The organism is Larkinella humicola, from assembly GCF_008727875.1.
GTDB lineage: Bacteria > Bacteroidota > Bacteroidia > Cytophagales > Spirosomataceae > Larkinella > Larkinella humicola.
In genome coordinates this window covers 581,581-599,009 of record NZ_VTWS01000006.1, presented here as the reverse complement: position 1 = coordinate 599,009, position 17,429 = coordinate 581,581, and the positions used below count along the sequence as shown (strand labels likewise).

Below are 17,429 nucleotides of genomic sequence, written 5' to 3'. Positions count from 1 at the left end.
GCTCAGCCGGTTTTGCGGCTTTTGAGATCCGTTTGCGAATCCGGCTGGGCGATTCGGGTGTTGCGCCGGGGTAGCAGCCCCGTTGGTGCTGTGGGATGCGTTGCAACAAGCCGGAACGGGTCTGGAGCAGGTTTAACTATCTGGTTTACAGTTTTCTGGCTATAAGGACACGTACTTTGTGGGCAACGTCGAATCTTACCCAAGCCAAATCATTCTGCATCGGCGAACCATTCGCTTTGACTAGTCCGGTAGTCTACAGGTTGATAAGGCCCGATAAGCAGGTAGTTATGATACATTTTACAGCTGTAAAAATTTGCAAGTCACTCTTCTTTAGGGTAGTTTTAGGCGCATCCACCACCCCATAGACCAGGGTGGAGAGCGGTTCGCTTACCCAAACCCTTTCCTGATGAAACCGGCCTTATTGCTGCTGACTACCTGGCTGTTTGCTTCTACGCTCTACGCCCAGTCAGACGTTCAGAAACGCTACCAGACAAAATTGATCCTGGCCGATGACGGCAGTACCATTGAACTGGATGCAGGCCGGTTTACGTTCACCAGTAGTTTGTCACTTCAGGACAAAAAGCGCATCGTCATTCGCGGGAAAGGCATCGACAAAACCGTGCTCAGCTTTAAAGGACAGACCGATGGAGCCGAGGGCCTGCGCGTATCGAACGGTGAAAATATCGTTATCGAGAATTTGACCGTCCAGGATACCCAGGGTGATGGCATCAAAACCATGAATGTCAAAGGCATCACCTTCCGCAACGTTAAAGTCGAGTGGACGGGACCTCCCAAATCGACCAATGGCGGCTATGGGCTGTATCCGGTCCAGTGCGACAACGTAGTGATTGAGGGTTGCACGGCCATTGGGGCCTCCGACGCGGGAATCTACGTGGGACAGTCGCGCGGGATTATCGTTAAAAACAGTAAGGCGTACCACAACGTAGCCGGCATCGAGATCGAAAATTCACGCGACGCCGACGTGTTCGACAACGAAGCCTACGAAAATACGGGCGGTATCCTGGTGTTCGACTTGCCCGATCTGGTCCAAAAGAAGAGCGGGAACGTGCGCGTGTTCAATAACTACGTGCACGATAACAACCTGCCAAATTTTGCTCCCGAAGGGAACATCGTTGCTACCGTATCTGCCGGAACCGGCCTGCTCATTCTGGCGGCCAACGCGGTCGAGGTGTTTAACAACCGGTTTATTCGCAATCAAAGCACGGGTACAGGCATCATTAGTTACTTGTTTACCCAACGGCCCATCACCGACAAAGCCTACTACCCCTTCCCGACGGCGGTTTCCATTCACGACAACATCTACGAGCGAAACCCCGGCCCGGCGATTGCCCGCAGTGAACTTTTTGCGTTAATTCTAAAAACCGGGTCTGAAATCCCTCATATTCTCTACGACGGTATTGTGGATCCGGCCACGCTGGACTCAAACGGAAAGCCCTTGCCTGAGCGTCGCATCTGCATTCGTAACAACAAAAACCAAAGCCTCATCAACCTGGACGCCGGGCAGGGCTTTAAAAGTATGGCCCGCGATGCTGCCCCGTTCGACTGCCAGTTGCCACCGCTCAAGGCTCCGGCCCTCAACGCCCGTTAACGAATGCGCACGTACCTAATCGCAGCGTGTCTACTGGCTCTGTGGCTGACGCTGGTCAGTTGGCAAACGGCTACGGTACCCGAAAAACTATCGGACTACGGCTTTTTTACCGGCGATCCTGTCCGCCAGCAACCGGCCGCCGGAGTGGTACCCTACACACTGAACACACCTTTGTTTTCGGATTACGCCGAGAAACTCCGGTTCATCAAACTGCCCCCGGGTCAATCGGTGGCGTACAACGATACGGCAGTACTCCATTTTCCGGTCGGCACCACGCTGATCAAAACCTTTTACTACCCGCATGACTTTCGCCATCCGGCCAAAGGGCGTCGGTTGCTGGAAACGCGGTTACTGGTTCATCAGCCGGACGGTTGGAAAGCGCTGGTATACGTGTGGAACCCCGAGCAGACCGACGCCTTGCTGGAAGTGGCCGGCGATACCAAAACCGTTCAGTACGTGGATGCGCGGGGAACCGCCCGTCAGCTCGCGTATGGGATTCCCAACCTGAACCAATGCAAAGGGTGCCACAACCGTCAGGAGGTCCTGACTCCCATCGGTCCGTCGGTGCGGCAGCTCAACGGCGATCTGGCGTATGCAGGGGCAGAAAAAAAAGAAAACCAACTCCGGCACTGGCAGCGCACCGGGATGCTAACGGACCTGCCCCCGCTGGCCGACTGCCCCAAAACGCCCGTGTGGGACCAACCGGAAACCGGTTCGCTCAATGACCGGGCGCGGGCCTGGCTCGACATCAACTGCGCCCATTGTCATAACCCTAGGGGGCCGGCCATGACGTCGGGATTAAACCTGAGCATTGGGGAAACCAACTCTACGGCACTGGGAATTTTGAAAACGCCGGTTGCCGCGGGACGCGGGTCAGGTGGTCACGCCTTCGATATCGTACCGGGCAAACCCGAGGCATCGATTCTGATCTACCGCCTGTATTCGACAGACCCCGGTGATCGGATGCCCGAACTGGGTCGAAAAACGGTGCATACCGAAAGTCTGGAATTGCTTCGGGCCTGGATCAAAGCGATGGAGTAAGCGGGTATCATTTTCTCCCCCGCGTTGTTCACGGCAACGCAAACGCCACGTACCGGTCCCCCGATTTCGTTTTGAGTTTGCCACCACCACAGGCAATCACCACGTATTGCTTGCCATTGACGGCGTACGTACTCGGCGAAGCATACCCGGCAGCGGGCAGTTTGGCGCGCCAAAGCTCACGGCCCGTTTTTCGGTCGAAAGCCCGAATCAGTTCGTCGCGGGAGGAAGCAATGAAGAGCAACCCACCCGCTGTGACAGCCGGGGCACCGTAGTTGTCGGTGCCCGTCGGGGGAATGCCCTTTGCCACCAGTTCGGGGTACTCGCCCAGCGGCACTTGCCAGCGGTGTTCGCCCGTATTCAGGTCGATCGCCGTCAGCGTACCCCAGGGTGGGCGGCTCACGGGATACCCGGCCCGGTCGTACCAGCGGGTAAACCCGGTGTGGTGATAGGGTGCCGTGTTCAGGCCCGCGTTGCTGGCGACGGACGTTGTTTTACCAAACAGAAAATCTACGATGGCCTTGCGCTCGGTTTCCTTCAGGTGAGTGAAGGCCGGCATCATACCCTGGCCTTTGGCCAGAACCTGGGCCACCGACGTCTCGTTGCGTTTTCGGGCAATGCTCATTAGAGCCGGGTAGCTTCCGTCGTGACTGCCTTCCCGGTTTGAGCCGTGGCAGGCAGCACAGTGGGTTTGGTAGAGCTGGCTACCCGTGCGCTCAACGGCCTGGGCTGACATCGAACTGGCGGGGGTTGGAACCAGCGCCATGGTGACCGGAATTTGCTTGGCAGGAACGTACATAATGCCGGTTTCGTCCACCGCGGCCCCGCCCCACTGCGCCCCGCCGTCGGTGCCGGGAAAAAACACGGTCCGGTTGGGACTCAGGGGCAGAGGAATGAACTCCTTCCCCGATTGCCACCGCCGGAGCTGGGCCAGCACTGTGTCGCGGTCGGTAACAAAGTCATTGATATCGCTTTCCGCAAACGATTGCCGGGTAAAAGGCGCGGGTTTGAGGGGAATCGGTTGGGTGGGCCAGGCTTTTTCCCCCGGCACGCTGGAACCGGGCATGGGGCGTTCTTCAATCGGAAACAGCGGCTTTCCCGTGACCCGGTCGAAGACAAAAAGGAAACCTTGTTTGGATAAAACCGAAACGGCATCCACCTTTTTGCCGTCATGAACGACGGTGAATAAATTGGGGGGAGCCGGAATATCACGGTCCCAGATGTCGTGGTGAACCGTCTGAAAATGCCAGCGTCGCTTGCCTGTGGCCGCATCGAGGGCTATCAGGCTGTTGCCGAACAGGTTCTGGCCGGGCCGGGTACTGCCGTATAAATCGAATGCCGCTGTTCCTGTGGGCACGTACACGATGCCGCGCTGCCGGTCGATGGCCATGCCCATCCAGTTGTTGGCACCACCGAAGTTGCGGTAACCATCTTTGGGCCAGGTGTCGGCCCCGTACTCGCCGGGGTGTGGAATGGTGTGGAACGTCCAGACGAGCCGTCCCGTGTGCAGGTCGTAGGCGCGCACATCACCGGGCAGGGCCGGGGCGATCTCCGATACCCGGTGGCCCATGATGAGCAGATTTTTATACACCACGCCCGGGGTGTTGCTTACCACGTACTCGTCGGCGCCGGGGCGGGCGAGGCCCTCCTTCAAGTTGATTTTTCCGCCTTTTCCAAAACGGGTCAACGGTTTTCCCGTTCGGGCGTCGAGGGCATAGAGCAGCGAGCCGTAGGCGAAGAAAATCCGGGGCTGTTGCCCATCGGTCCAGTAGGTGACCCCCCGGCTATTCATGGCGAAGGTATTGTCGGTGAAGGCCGTTTTCCAAAGCTCCCTGCCCGTGGCCGCGTCGAGCGCAAAGGCCTGCGACCCCGCCGAAACCCCATACAGCACGCCGTCGATGATGAGCGGGTTGCACTGAATTTGGGTGTTGTTTTTGAGCGTATCGAGTCCGCCCGACGCATATTCCCAGGCGACCTGTAATCCCGCCACATTGCCGGGATGTAGCTGCGTGAGGGGTGAAAAATGGTTGCGATCGGGCCCGCCGTTGTATTCGGGCCAGTCGACGGTGGCGGTTTTTTCGGTCAGGCTAAGCAAACCAACCATCAGGAGTAAGGCGGGGTAGGTGAACCGTTTCATGGGTAGGGGTGAAGGAAGAGCAAATAAACACAAAAGGGCCGAAAGTTGCGGTGTCGATGATGACACTCATTTTTCCCAGGACGTTCGGTTTCGTGAATCGCTCGGCTTACCCTGTTGAATCCTCCTACCCAACCACATCGCTCCATCAGCCGGTCTTTCTGCTGGCGGGACACGGGATTACGGACCCCATTGCTCAGCAGCAGATACCTCCACTCACCCCAAACCCGTTTCTGACTATGATCCAGGTTAACGATGAACTGTCGATGAACCCGCACGAAATTACCCATTTCAAGGGCCTCCCGGACATCGCCAAGGGTTTTAGCCACCATGTACAGTTCTCCGTTTTCCAGGTGAAACCGTGTGTCGTTACGATCCGCTTCGCAATGGATAATTTGTTTCGTTTCCACGAACACAATGCCACGGGCGTGGGGAAGTGCAATCCGTTCCGGACAGGTAAGTTGGCCCTGTGGAATACTAGGCCCGCAACAACCCCAGTTGCCGAGGATTGATACGGGTCGATGCTTCGGCCCGACACAACAAGTGCTATTTGGAATGGGAGCGCAAACTCCGCTGATTGATGCTGTCTTTCTCCCGGTTCACCTATGAAGATTTTACTTTTAGATTTGTGAGGAATCTGCTGAAGAGACAGCCCGCACATTATTTCTGAATTTGGCGTTTTTTAACATCCTTTATTTGGTATGACATAGATCACGTTGCCCGAAACAGACAAATTGAAGCCATAATTTTCGGTAACAGGAAGGAATAGTTGTTGCCACGTTTTGCCCATGTCAGATGACCGGAATATACCATCTGAGCGACCACATATTAGATAGTTACCCATTTGTTTAATTGATAAAATATCCGATGAAGATTGAAGTAAGCCTATTTTTTCCATTACTAAACTACTCCAGGAAGGTTGAAGTTCTTCGCCCGTGGCATTCCAGGTTTTTCCACTATCCAGTGAAATGTGTATGCTGTTTTTTTGAGTTATTGTGTTGTTTACTATAGCAGCAAATCCTCCATTAATACGTTCCACAGCGATGCCAGCACCTCCTTCACTGATCACACGTTCCCAGTTTTGACCATCATCGGTGGATCTCAATATTCCCTCTCTGCAGGTAGCCAAAAGGACACCGTTTGACTCTGCCAAATTCATTGCTCCGCCCCCAGCATGCACTTGCTTCCAGGTTTCTCCATGGTTAGTCGATCTAAAAAGACTGTTACTGGAAACGATGAAAACGGTTCCTCCGGCAGTTTCAAAAACGGTACGTACGAATTTTACTTTATAATTCGTGTAATAATAATCTATCGTTCCGTTTAGGCGTAAGGCTTGCTCTTGAAAATCCGTATACACGGGTGACCAATTACTCGTTCCGTTTATTTTTTGTAAAAATTGCCCCTTGAAATCATAGGCAAATATCCCATTTTTGCCAGGTGCAATGTTACGTTGTTTACCAGGGAAAATTTCTTTTGTCCAAAAAGGGGATGTAGAATTAGGGTCACTGTGATAAAACCCATTTCCAGCACGTAAATAAACCCCACGGTCATTTGCAAAGAACCCATCTCTCCATACACCTGCTTTCTGCAATTTTTCAGGCAGTCCTTCGCTAATGTCCTGCCAGGTTTGTCCGCCATCAGTAGATTTAAAAATGATGTTGACAATTCCCGCTGATTTGCCGTCTTTTATTGCTTCCTTTTTTGCTCCCTTTTCTTTTAGCACAAAAGAATTCAGTAGAAATAATACCAGGAGGATCGCCGGAATAAACACAACTAATTTTTTCATTTTTTTTCATTTAAAGTAAACCCATATGAATTCGTAATTAGCGGAAAGTAACCAGTGGACCATACACTTTTTTTCTGCCCCTTTTTACGTTAAAAGACTGTGATAATCTTTCCATCATGACGATACACTCCGTGCATTGATCCAAACCTGCCAAACCAGATCCTTCCATTGTCAGCTTGCAAAATTCCCGGATTAGCAAAAAAACACATTCCTTGCCTTCTCCATATACTTTCGGTTACAGGGGTCTTTTTGACGAATTTCAACAAACCTACCAGTCTTTGCGCTGAGATGTGTTAGAGGGCTAGTAAAAGAATGTTAATGAAATGTAAAAGCTGCTTTTGCAGACTGCTGTGGATTTTTGCCCCTGAGCAGGCTGGGCATATTGCATAAAAATGTTGCCTACACAAGGGTCTTTCAAAAACGCTTCTTTGATGAAACACGTATGTCGTTAAGAAAACGTGCATTTTTTGTGCGAGAGCACAACCTGATTGGATTAAGTGGAAGATTTTAGAAAAAATCCCCGATTTAGCAATTATGTTGTTTGTATGAAAAAATGACAGCGGGGGGGGGGGTGTACCCAGATTTTTTTTGGGGTGTACCCAAAAATGCGATATACTACAGGGCGTATTCCAGGCAGGCTAAAAAGTGAGGGCAATAAAAAAGCCCGTAGAAACGGGCTTTTAAACTAAAATCAGATTCTTTGAGGGATCTTCCCGCTTGTGAGCGGATCGGACGGGACTCGAACCCGCGACCTCCGCCGTGACAGGGCGGCATTCTAACCAACTGAACTACCGATCCATTTTTATTCCGCCTTCATTTCCTGAAAACGTGGTGCAAAGGTAGCTGCTTTTAGACATTACGCAATACCTTTGCCAAAAAAAACAGATAAAAAAGGATGAAAAAACCATTTCCGACTGAGTACCCGGCAGGGAGCTTTTTTGCCAAATACATCGATCTGGTTGATACCGAGAACGTTATTGACCTTTTGCGACAGCAGCAGGCGATGGTAGAAAGTTTGTATAAAAATCTAACCGTCGTTCAGCAGGACTACCGGTATGCTAGCGGAAAATGGTCGCCGAAAGAAATGCTGGGCCACATGATCGATACCGAGCGGATTTTTACCTACCGTGCCCTGTGCATCGCACGGGGTGAACAGCAATCGTTGCCGGGTTTTGACGAAAACGTGTACGTCGACAATGCCAATTTTAGCGCGCAGTCGCAGCAGCAATTGGTGACGCACTACGGTTTCGTCCGGCAGTCGACCCTGGCCCTGGCCGAAAGCCTGGCGGAAGAAGCCCAGCAACGGATCGGAACCGCCAACGGCTCGCCCTTGTCGGCCCGCGCCTTTTTTTCCATTCTGGCCGGACACGAGCGGCATCACCTGAACATCCTGGCGGAACGCTATGGCCTAAAATGACAATACGCGATATCACGACCTGCCTGGAAGCCTGGGCTCCGCTGGCCTATCAGGAAAGCTACGACAATGCGGGGCTGATCGTCGGGGACGCTGCCGCTGAAGTAACCGGCATTCTGGTCACCCTCGACGTCACGGAAGCCGTGGTGGAGGAAGCGATTCGGAAAAACTGCAACCTCATCGTGGCGCATCACCCGATTGTGTTCCGGGGTTTGAAAAAGTTCAACGGCCGGAATTACGTGGAGCGGGTGGTGATCAAGGCCATCAAAAATGATGTGGCTCTCTATGCCGCCCACACCAACCTGGACAACATCGCGGGTGGTGTGAGTTTCAGGATTGCCGACCAACTGGGGTTGCAGAAGGTACGGATTCTGGCTCCGAAATCGGACGTGTTGATGAAGCTGGTCACGTTCGTGCCGAATGAGCAGGAAGGGCCAGCGTTCAAGGAAGCCACGCAGACGGTTTTAAATGCGCTATACGAAGCCGGCGTTGGGCAGATCGGGCAGTATGACCATTGCAGTTTCCGGACCGAAGGAACGGGCACATTCCGGGGGAGTGATGCGTCGGAGCCTGCGCTTGGAAGGTCGGGCGAAGACACCCGGGCGCACGAAAACCGGATTGAAGTCCTCTTTCCAGCCTACCTTCAGCCTAACGTGCTGGCGGCTTTGCGGAAAGCGCATCCCTACGAAGAAGTCGCCCATTACCTGACTGCCCTGACGAACGAAAATCAGGAGGTGGGTTCGGGAGCCGTGGGCGAATTGCCGGAACCACTCAGCGAAGCGGATTTTTTAGCCCATCTGAAAACGCAGATGAGCCTGTCGGTGATTCGTCATACGGCTTTGCACGGGCAACCGGTGCATCGGGTGGCGGTGTGCGGAGGAGCGGGCGGTTTTTTACTGAATGACGCCCTGCGGGCCGGGGCCGACGTATTTATTACGGCGGATTACAAATACCATGAATTTTTTGACGCCGACTCGCGTATTATCATTGCAGACATTGGACATTACGAAAGCGAAGTATTTACTAAAGACTTGATTCAACAGTATTTGTTGAAAAAAAATGATACCTTTGCGGTAATTTTGTCCGAAATAGACACCAACCCGGTGCTATACTACTTATAGGCAGATAAAACCGCACGAATGGAACTGACGATTGCTCAAAAACTCGAAGCACTTCTTAAACTTCAATCAATTGATTCTCAGCTTGATGAACTAAAAAAGATCCGCGGTGACCTACCGGAAGAGGTGCGTGATCTGGAAGATGATATTGCCGGATTTGAAACCCGAATCGGTAAATTCAACGCCGATATTCAGGTGTTAGAGGAGGAAATCGACCGGAACAAAGCGATTAAGAAGGATTCGGAGAAGCTGATTACCCGGTATAAGGATCAGCAGATGAACGTTCGCAACAACCGCGAGTTTGACGCCATCTCGAAAGAAGTGGAACTGCAGACCCTGGAAATTGAACTGGCCGACAAAAAGATCAACGAAGCCTCGTTCAAAATCCGCAACAAGCAGGAAGAAATTAAAGCAACGCAGTCGGCGCTGGACGAACGCAAGGAAGATCTGAAAGCGAAAATGCAGGAGCTGAACCAAATCACGTCCGAAAGCCGGGATGAGGAGAAAGCTTTACTGAAAGACCGTGACGACCAGGCAACGCACATCGAAGAGCGCCTGCTGAAGTCTTACAATAAAATCCGGGAAAACGCCCTGAACGGCCTGGCAGTTGTGGTCGTGAAACGCGGTGCCTGTGGCGGTTGCTTCAACGTCGTGCCACCCCAGCGGCAGGCCGACATCCGGGATAAAAAGAAAATCATCGTTTGCGAGCATTGCGGACGGGTTTTCGCCGATGTCGAAGGCGTTCCCGAACCGGTCTCGTCGCGTCGGTAATTGATCGTATTCTTTTTCGTGAAAAGGTCGCCGGGTGGTGGCCTTTTTTTTGTATCCCTGTTTCGAGAATTACCCCGAAACAGGTTCAGGAATTCTTACTTTCGCACCATGCGGATTCTATTGCTTTTGTTGGCTTTCATTGGAACGTTTACCCGGCTCCAGGCCGCCGACTTCGACTTTACACCCCCGCTTCAGCGCGCCTATGCCGACGTGCTGAAACTGAAAGTACAGGACGGCCGGCAGACGCTGGCGGGTGAGTTGGCGCGTGAAAATGGCGTGGCGATTTACGTCGATAATCTGGCTGATATGGTCACGCTGCTGGTTTCCGACGACCGGAAGCTCTACAGTCAGTGGTCGGACCGGGAGGATCAGCGGCTTGACCAGCTCCGGGATCTGGACGAAAACTCCCCCTGGCAGCGGTTTGCCCAGGCCGAAGTGCGGTTGCATTGGGCGTTTGTCAAACTCAAGTTCGGGCAGGAAGCCAGCGCCTGCTGGGATGTGATCCGGGCGTATAAGCTGCTGGAGGAAAACCGCAAAAAATTCCCCGGTTTTCTGCCCACCTACAAATCGCTGGGGCTGCTGCACGTCATGATTGGGGCCGTTCCCGATAATTACACCTGGGTAACCCGAATGCTGGGACTGCGTGGGAACATCAAACAGGGAATGCAGGAGCTTCGGACGGTTTCGCAGAAAGACGCCATTTTTCAAACCGAAGCGCGGCTGATCGATCTCCTGCTTCGGGCCTATGTGCTGAAATTTACGGCAGCGGATGCGGCCAATCTTAAAAAAATGGTGCAGGACAATCCGGATAACCTGCTGCTGAGTTTTTTTGCTACTTCCGTATTCATGAAAGATGCCCGGAGTGAGGACGCTCTGGCTCTTCTGAACGACCGGCCCACCGGCCCCGATTACCTTTCGTTCCCGATTCTGGAAGATTTAAAAGCCGATATTCTGCTTCAGAAAGCTGATTATCAACAGGCGACTACGGTTTACCGTACCTTTCTGAGTCAATACAAAGGCGTTAACTTCCTGAAAGACACGTACTACAAACTGTTTCTGTGCTACTGGCTCCAGGACGACGACGCCAAAGCCCTGCCATACCTTCGGCAGGTTAATCAGGTAGGTGGTGCCGTCGTGGAGTCGGACAAGGCAGCTCAGAAATTCGCGGAATCGTATTTTAAAAAAGGCGTTTCGCCCCGGCAGAAAATTCTGATGAAGGCCCGGCTGGCGACTGATGGCGGTTTTTACGAGACCGCCCTGGCGACCTTGAAGAACTATTCCGAATCTTCATTTCCGCTTTTGAACGAAAAAGCCGAGTTTAATTACCGCAAAGGCCGGATTTACCAGCGCGCGGGCGATGCCGAGGAAGCGTTGCCGTATTTGGAGCGGGCCGTGAGTCTGAGCGAAACCGACCAGTTGTCGCACGGCGCGACGGCGGCCCTGCAACTCGGTTACATCTACCAGCAAAAGCGCAACCTGGCCAAAGCCCGGCAGTACTTTCAGAAGGCACTGAGCTACAAAAAACACGAATACAAAAACAGCATCGACAACAAAGCCCGGGCCGCGTTGAATGAATTAGGAGGGGAGAGTTAAGAGTTAAAAATTAAGAGTTAAGAGTTGCGGTGCCAAGTGACTGCGTCAGCCGACCAACGGTGGCTCCTTTTAACTCTTAACTCTTAATTTTTAACTCTTAACCCATTAAAGGCTCATCAACTCCTTGAACCGGATGGCCTGACGGCGGCTGATTTCGATTTTGTCGCCCCCTTTCAGGGTCACCAGCAGGCCACCGCTGAACCACGGCTCAATCTTGTCGATCCAGGGCAGGTTGATGATGTGCTTGCGGTTGGCGCGGAAAAACGTGTTGGGGTCCAGGCGGTCTTCCAGGCTGTTCAATGACTTCAGTACCAGCGGTTTCTGATCATCGAAATGCAGCCGGACGTAATTGCCCATCGATTCGAACAACCGGACTTTCCCGAGTTTGACAAACCAGCATTTCTCGCCGTCCTTGACAAACACCTGGTCGTTTTCGCCCAGCACCTTGTTCGTGTCCCGGCGCGGGGCTTCCGTTTCGGGGGCATGGCTGTTCTCCTCAATGCGGTTGATGGCTTCCGACAGGCGGTTTAATTCAATCGGTTTGAGCAGGTAATCCAGGGCATTGTATTCAAAAGCCGTGATGGCGTATTCGTCGTAGGCCGTTGTGAAAATGACTTCCGGCGATTTGCCATCGATGGCTGAGAGCAATTCGAAACCGTTTTTCCCCGGCATCTGAATATCCAGAAAGAGCAATTCCGGCTGAAGGTCATCGATCAGTTTCAGGGCTTCGTCGGCGTTGGCAGCTTCGCCGATCACTTCAATTTTAGGGAAATTATCCAACAACCGGCGGAGTTCATTCCGAGCCAGCCGCTCGTCGTCAACGATAAGGGTCTTCATTTTTTTTTGTTTAAGGTTTCGAGTTTAACGTTTAAAGCGTTTATCATTTAAGTTGTTTGATTGTTACCGGAATCGTTAAACGTCAAAACTTAAACTTTAAACGACAAACCTTAAACCCGTTTCAATTCTTCCGTACGTTTGAATACACCGGCGGATTGCAGCGGAATGACCACGTCGGCACACACCACGTCGGCGGACTCCTGCTGAATGCGAAAACTGGCTTCGGGGCCATAGAGCAACTCGAGCCGTTGGGAGGTATTTTTGAGTCCGAAGCCGGACGAGGCTTCCGTGTTGCCCAGAACGCCGGTATTGCGGATGCGGATGTATAACAGACGGTCTTCCAGCCAGGTGGTCAGTTCGACAAAACCGCCGGAAATGGCTTTCTGAACACCGTGTTTGATGGCATTTTCAACCAGCGTTTGAAACATCATAGGCGGCACCTGCAAATACTGGGTTTTCGGATCGATCTCCAGACGGCAGTTCAGCCGGTCTTCGTAGCGGACTTTTTCGAGGGCCAGGTAATCTTCGACAGTTTTGATTTCTTCCCGCAGTTCAACGGTTTTCCGGCGGTCGGCCAGCAGCGAGTTGCGGAGAATATTGGAGAGTTGGGTGATGCTTTGCTGCGCTTTGGTCGGATTTTCGAGCACCAGCGCGCGGATGCTGTTGAGGGCGTTGAAGACGAAATGCGGGTTAAGCTGCGACCGCAGAACCTTGGCTTCGGACTCGCGAATGGAGGTTTTCAGCAGGATTTTTTCAATTTCGGCATCGCGGGAACGTTCCACATAATGGTAAGCGGTGTAACTCAGAACCCAGGCCAGCATGCTTTTTCCCCAGTTCAACAGATAGCCCAAAACGATGGAGGGTTCATCGGAAAGGTATTCCGGAAGGACCTGTTTATCGATGGGGAGGTTGATGATGGTCATGATGACGGCCAATACAAAAACCGATAAAATAACCCGGGGAACCAGTTGAAAGAAAGGCAATTGAACCCACCGCCATCGTTTGATCATCAGGCGGTACAGGTGGGTCAGCAGGATACACAGAATAATGGTGGCAATCGCTTCGTAAAAAAAATCAGACCGGTATCCTTCTTCAAATGTAAAAATGGCGAACTCTGCCATGATGAGCATCGTCCACCCGACTATCTGACAAAACCAATATATTCTATTTTTTGACATGCGCTCACTTCAGAAATCAACTCCAAAAACAATGTACCCATAACGAATATACAAGTTTGCGGATGAAGTGGGGCTATTATTACAGGAGTGGCAATATAGAATTGTCAGTTGTCGGTTTTTAGTTATGTAACCGCTGGCATTTTTCGGATGACAAAAGTTGAACACCTTACTGATGCATCACCAACGCTAGCAGGTGAGTGCTGTCATTGGAAACTTCGATCGTAAATTCTTTGGTATCGTACGCGTAGTTCAGTTTGTACAGACACAAATTGCTGTGTTCGTATAAATCCATGGTCGCCAGGGATTCGTTCATCAGCCACGACAGCAAAATGCGAATGGCCCGGCCGTGCATGCAAACCAGAACCGGATTTTCGTCGGGGCGCGAGAGGATGAGATCGATCACGGGTTTCTGGCGTCGGGCAACCTGTTCCGGGCTTTCGCCGTCTTCGGTCGGATAGTCGGTGTGGCCAGCCGCCCAGTTTTCGATCAGCGTACGGTAATATTCGTTGTCGAAGCTGTTGGGCGTTTTGCCTTCGCGGGCACCCCAGCTAATTTCGTTCAGACCCTCGTAGCTTTCGTGGGGAATGCCCGCATCGATGAAAAACCGCACCGACTGCATGGTGCGCCGGAGTTTGGAGGTATATACTTTGGCAAACGGGATGTGCTGATACGCCTGATAAAAAGCCAGGGCCTGTGCCTGCCCCATCGCATTCAGATCGGAATCTACGCCACTGCCCTGAACAATGCCCTGTCGGTTGTAATCCGTTTCGCCGTGGCGAATGAGATATATCGTTTTTTGTTCCAATCCTCTAAGTTTGTAATAGGTATTCCGGTAAATGTAAAATGGAAATGTTAAACGGTCCGCGAAATGAAAAACCAACCGTTAGAATACTTTATTAATTCTCATTTTACATTTTAAATTTGCTATTTCATCCCGTGACAGCTTCGATCTGTCGGGCAAAACGCCTGCAAAATTACGAAAAATTCTTCACACAATGAAGCCGGACTGGACTTTAGAATCCCTGCAGCAATTTCATAAAAACTCCATTGTTCATCACCTGGGAATCGAGTTAACCGAACTCGGAGACGGGTTTATAACTGCCCGGATGCCCGTCGACCACCGGACTCACCAGCCGTTCGGGATTCTGCACGGGGGCGCATCGGTGGTGCTGGCCGAAACCCTGGGCAGTGTGGCCTCGGTGACGCAACTCGACGACCCGGCCCGCCAGCGGGCTGTGGGCCTGGAAATCAACGCCAATCACATTCGTTCCGTAAAAGAAGGGTGGGTCTACGGCAAAGTAACGCCGATCCACGTCGGCCGGACGACGCACATCTGGGACATTCGCATTACGGACGAAGCGGGGAAACTCGTTTGCATCAGCCGGCTGACGGTGGCAGTACTGGAGAATAAGTAAGTAATGCGGCAAAATACCGGAAAATAACTAAGTATTTATTCTGAAAAGTTTTGCATAATAATTGTTTGCCAGTGAGTTGTTTAAAGTGTCCATTTAAATCAACTCACGGAAACGTTATGGAAAATTCTGGATCAGATAAGCGGTCGGTTTTTGCCACCCGTCCGGTGCCGGTGGGCGAAAATCCTACGCTTTGTTTTATTGAAGATAACGACGAGAATCTGATTCTGTACGAGTGGATCAATGCGCGCTACCTGCCGGAGTACACTTTTCAGCTCTACTCGGACGGTTTTTTCCTGCAAGAACGTTTAAACGCCTTCGCTCCAAAGCCGGATCTGATCTTACTGGATTTGAAGATGCCCTACATCACCGGTTTTCAGTTGCTAACCCGGTTGAAAGCGCATCCGGACTGGAAGCACATCCCGGTGGTAATTTTTACGCATTCAACCTCACCAAAGGACGTGGAGCACTGCTTTACCGCCGGTGCAGACGGTTTTATCAACAAGGAGATCTCCGTTCACGGCATCACGGCGCAGCTCGTCGAGGTGTGTGAGCATTGGCTGAAATACACGTAAATCACCCATTTTCATCACGCGGTAATGGCCTGGCAGACGGTTTTTTTGGGGGCTTAACCCGCTACCCCTCCACCGTCGGCGTCAGCAGTGGCACGCCCACCAGAAATTTCTGCTCGTCGTTGTAGATCGTCACCGGCGAGTGGGCGAGGAGTTTATACTTGATCATGATGTTTTGCAACCCGATCTGGTTGGAGGGAACCGCCATTTTCTTCTTTTGCAGATTGTTCTCCACATACAGGTGGCCTTCCAGCGTGTAAAGCTTGATCGTTAGCGGGCGGCCGACGGCAATGATGTTGTGCTTGATGGCATTTTCAAGCAAAATCTGAAGTGTCAGGGGCGGAATGAGGTACGTCAGGTAGCGGGAATCCAGGTCCAGCTCCATGAAAATACCGTCACCATACCGGGTTTTCAGCAAGTGGAAATAGGCTTTGATGAACTGAATTTCGTCGTTGAGCGGACACAAATCGCGGTTGTTCTGCTGAAGCAAATACCGGTAGACCGACGATAGTTCATCCACAAAAAGCTCGGCCTGCTGGGCATCGCTGGTGATCAGCGACGACAGCGAATTCAGGTTGTTGAACAGAAAATGCGGATTGATCTGGGTTTTGAGCGAATCGAGCTGGCTTTGCAGGTTCACTTTTTTCAACTCCTGCGCTTCGGTATAGGCTACTTTCCAGCGTTGATACAGGTAAACACCTTCGTAATAGGCGGCTATTTGCACCGTTCCGGCGAAGGAAACGAGGGTGTTGAAAAAATACGGTCTGAATTGCAGGTAATCGTCGGTAGGCCAGAGCCCGATGCGTTCGTAAAGAAATGTCTGGGTAATGCGGATCAGGCTGGCAAAAAAAGCAAACCAGATCAGTTGGTACAAAACCCGCTGCCGGGTCTGGGTCAGGTCGGGGTATTTTCGGCGGGAGAGGATAATGCCCCGGCGGTTGGTTTCCCAGACCACCACGCTGCCCAGGATGAAGAAAAACGGAATGCGCCAGTCGTCCGGGTAGGGGACATTCGTATAGCCGTACATGGCCCACTGACCCGTAAAAGACAGCAATGGGATGCCCAGAATGCGCATCCACTTGTCATTCAGTTTCTGCATCTTATCGTCCAATCCATTCCCTGAAAGCCCGGATGCGGTCACGACTGACGACGATGTCCCGGGCGATGCCGCCGGAATCCAGGTCTACGGTAAGTTGACCGTTAAGGTAGGAATGAATTTGCGAAACTGCTCTTCGCTCGACGATAAACTGCTCGTTGATTCTGAAAAAATGGTGAGGCTCCAGAAACCCTTCCAGCGTGTCGAGGGTATAATCAACTAGATAGCGGTTGTTGTTACGGCCAAAAAGGTAAGTTGTGCCTTCCCGGGTGTAAAAGAAACGAACGTCGGTGGCATCGACCGAGACGAGTTGCTGCTGGTATTTGGCCAGAAACTGGCTCCTGAATTCCGGCTGGCGTGTCTGTTTCCTGAGGTCATCGACCAGCTCGCCAATGTCGGCCGAACGCACGGTGGCTGATTCGGGCTGTTTGTAATGGTTGAGAACCTGCGCCAGTTCGTCTTTTTTGATGGGTTTCAGCAGGTAATCGAAGCGGTTTACCTGAAAGGACTTGACCGCAGACTCATCGTAGGAGGTCGTGAAAACAACCGGACAATCGATCGATACCAGGTTGAAAATCTCAAAACTTTGTCCGTCGGACAGCTCGATGTCCATCAGAATCAGATCGGGGCGGGGATGGGCATTCAGCCAGGCAACGGTCGACTCAATACCGTCCGTGGTGCCAACCACCCGGCTGGAAGCATCGGCCAGGTTCAGGAGCTTGACCAGTTTCTGAACCGCCAGTGGCTCGTCCTCAACGATTAGAATGTCCATAGTTCTGCCAAATTAAAAGGAGTGGAAGTACGAATCAATAAAATCCAATAAAAACAGAGCAGGGGACAAACCGGAAAGTTTTCCGAACGAATTGTTGTT

The 17,429-nt window shown here is 51.9% G+C and carries 16 protein-coding genes and 1 tRNA gene; 8 read left to right on the top strand and 9 right to left on the bottom strand.

Annotated elements, in window-relative coordinates:
- Positions 1–406 precede the first annotated feature (406 nt).
- The gene (locus tag F0P93_RS24000; RefSeq protein WP_150880259.1) at positions 407–1,609 is read left to right on the top strand and encodes a parallel beta-helix domain-containing protein; all 1,203 of its coding nucleotides are present in this window, start codon (positions 407–409) and stop codon (positions 1,607–1,609) included.
- Positions 1,610–1,612: 3 nt separating this feature from the next.
- Positions 1,613–2,650 (top strand): SO2930 family diheme c-type cytochrome, encoded by a 1,038-nt coding sequence (locus F0P93_RS23995; RefSeq protein WP_150880258.1) that lies wholly within the window; start codon positions 1,613–1,615, stop codon positions 2,648–2,650.
- Positions 2,651–2,678: 28 nt separating this feature from the next.
- Here F0P93_RS23995 and F0P93_RS23990 read toward each other — a convergent pair whose 3' ends face one another.
- From F0P93_RS23990 to F0P93_RS23975, 4 genes are all read right to left on the bottom strand, one after another.
- Positions 2,679–4,784, bottom strand: coding sequence for an outer membrane protein assembly factor BamB family protein (locus F0P93_RS23990; protein WP_150880257.1), 2,106 nt, complete (start codon positions 4,782–4,784; stop codon positions 2,679–2,681).
- Positions 4,781–5,191 (bottom strand): LytR/AlgR family response regulator transcription factor, encoded by a 411-nt coding sequence (locus F0P93_RS23985; RefSeq protein WP_225309617.1) that lies wholly within the window; start codon positions 5,189–5,191, stop codon positions 4,781–4,783. The genes F0P93_RS23990 and F0P93_RS23985 overlap by 4 nt, the downstream gene beginning before the upstream one ends.
- Positions 5,192–5,463: 272 nt before the next feature.
- The gene (locus F0P93_RS23980; RefSeq protein WP_150880256.1) at positions 5,464–6,567 is read right to left on the bottom strand and encodes a DUF6242 domain-containing protein; all 1,104 of its coding nucleotides are present in this window, start codon (positions 6,565–6,567) and stop codon (positions 5,464–5,466) included.
- A gap of 724 nt (positions 6,568–7,291) precedes the next feature.
- A tRNA-Asp gene (locus F0P93_RS23975) sits at positions 7,292–7,365 on the bottom strand.
- A gap of 97 nt (positions 7,366–7,462) precedes the next feature.
- On the opposite strand from F0P93_RS23975, the gene F0P93_RS23970 reads away from it, so the two are divergent.
- From F0P93_RS23970 to F0P93_RS23955, 4 genes are all read left to right on the top strand, one after another.
- Positions 7,463–7,984, top strand: a complete 522-nt coding sequence (locus F0P93_RS23970; protein ID WP_150880255.1) for a DinB family protein — start codon at positions 7,463–7,465, stop codon at positions 7,982–7,984.
- A complete protein-coding gene (locus F0P93_RS23965; RefSeq protein ID WP_150880254.1) occupies positions 7,981–9,102 on the top strand; it encodes a Nif3-like dinuclear metal center hexameric protein in 1,122 nt (373 codons plus the stop codon). The genes F0P93_RS23970 and F0P93_RS23965 overlap by 4 nt, the downstream gene beginning before the upstream one ends.
- Before the next feature lie 18 nt (positions 9,103–9,120).
- Positions 9,121–9,870, top strand: coding sequence for a zinc ribbon domain-containing protein (locus tag F0P93_RS23960; RefSeq protein ID WP_114408998.1), 750 nt, complete (start codon positions 9,121–9,123; stop codon positions 9,868–9,870).
- A gap of 108 nt (positions 9,871–9,978) precedes the next feature.
- Positions 9,979–11,463 (top strand): tetratricopeptide repeat protein, encoded by a 1,485-nt coding sequence (locus tag F0P93_RS23955; RefSeq protein ID WP_150880253.1) that lies wholly within the window; start codon positions 9,979–9,981, stop codon positions 11,461–11,463.
- A 105-nt stretch (positions 11,464–11,568) separates the two neighbouring features.
- On the opposite strand, the gene F0P93_RS23950 is transcribed toward F0P93_RS23955, so the two are convergent.
- The 3 genes from F0P93_RS23950 to F0P93_RS23940 all read right to left on the bottom strand — a co-directional run bounded on the left by F0P93_RS23950 (position 11,569) and on the right by F0P93_RS23940 (position 14,283).
- Positions 11,569–12,300: a LytR/AlgR family response regulator transcription factor gene (locus F0P93_RS23950; protein WP_114409000.1), complete on the bottom strand. Its 732-nt coding sequence runs from the start codon at positions 12,298–12,300 to the stop codon at positions 11,569–11,571.
- A 110-nt stretch (positions 12,301–12,410) separates the two neighbouring features.
- Positions 12,411–13,478 (bottom strand): sensor histidine kinase, encoded by a 1,068-nt coding sequence (locus F0P93_RS23945; protein ID WP_150880252.1) that lies wholly within the window; start codon positions 13,476–13,478, stop codon positions 12,411–12,413.
- Between the two features lie 166 nt (positions 13,479–13,644).
- Positions 13,645–14,283 (bottom strand): histidine phosphatase family protein, encoded by a 639-nt coding sequence (locus tag F0P93_RS23940; protein WP_150880251.1) that lies wholly within the window; start codon positions 14,281–14,283, stop codon positions 13,645–13,647.
- Positions 14,284–14,473: 190 nt separating this feature from the next.
- Between F0P93_RS23940 and F0P93_RS23935 the strand changes: the two genes are divergently transcribed.
- Positions 14,474–14,893 (top strand): hotdog fold thioesterase, encoded by a 420-nt coding sequence (locus F0P93_RS23935; RefSeq protein ID WP_150880250.1) that lies wholly within the window; start codon positions 14,474–14,476, stop codon positions 14,891–14,893.
- A 116-nt stretch (positions 14,894–15,009) separates the two neighbouring features.
- On the top strand, positions 15,010–15,465 hold the full coding sequence (locus F0P93_RS23930) for a response regulator (RefSeq protein ID WP_150880249.1): 456 nt from the start codon (positions 15,010–15,012) through the stop codon (positions 15,463–15,465).
- A gap of 61 nt (positions 15,466–15,526) precedes the next feature.
- Here the strand turns inward: F0P93_RS23930 and F0P93_RS23925 are convergent, their stop codons facing one another.
- The gene (locus tag F0P93_RS23925; RefSeq protein ID WP_150880248.1) at positions 15,527–16,561 is read right to left on the bottom strand and encodes a sensor histidine kinase; all 1,035 of its coding nucleotides are present in this window, start codon (positions 16,559–16,561) and stop codon (positions 15,527–15,529) included.
- A gap of 1 nt (position 16,562) precedes the next feature.
- On the bottom strand, positions 16,563–17,330 hold the full coding sequence (locus F0P93_RS23920; RefSeq protein WP_150880247.1) for a LytR/AlgR family response regulator transcription factor: 768 nt from the start codon (positions 17,328–17,330) through the stop codon (positions 16,563–16,565).
- Positions 17,331–17,429 lie beyond the last annotated feature (99 nt).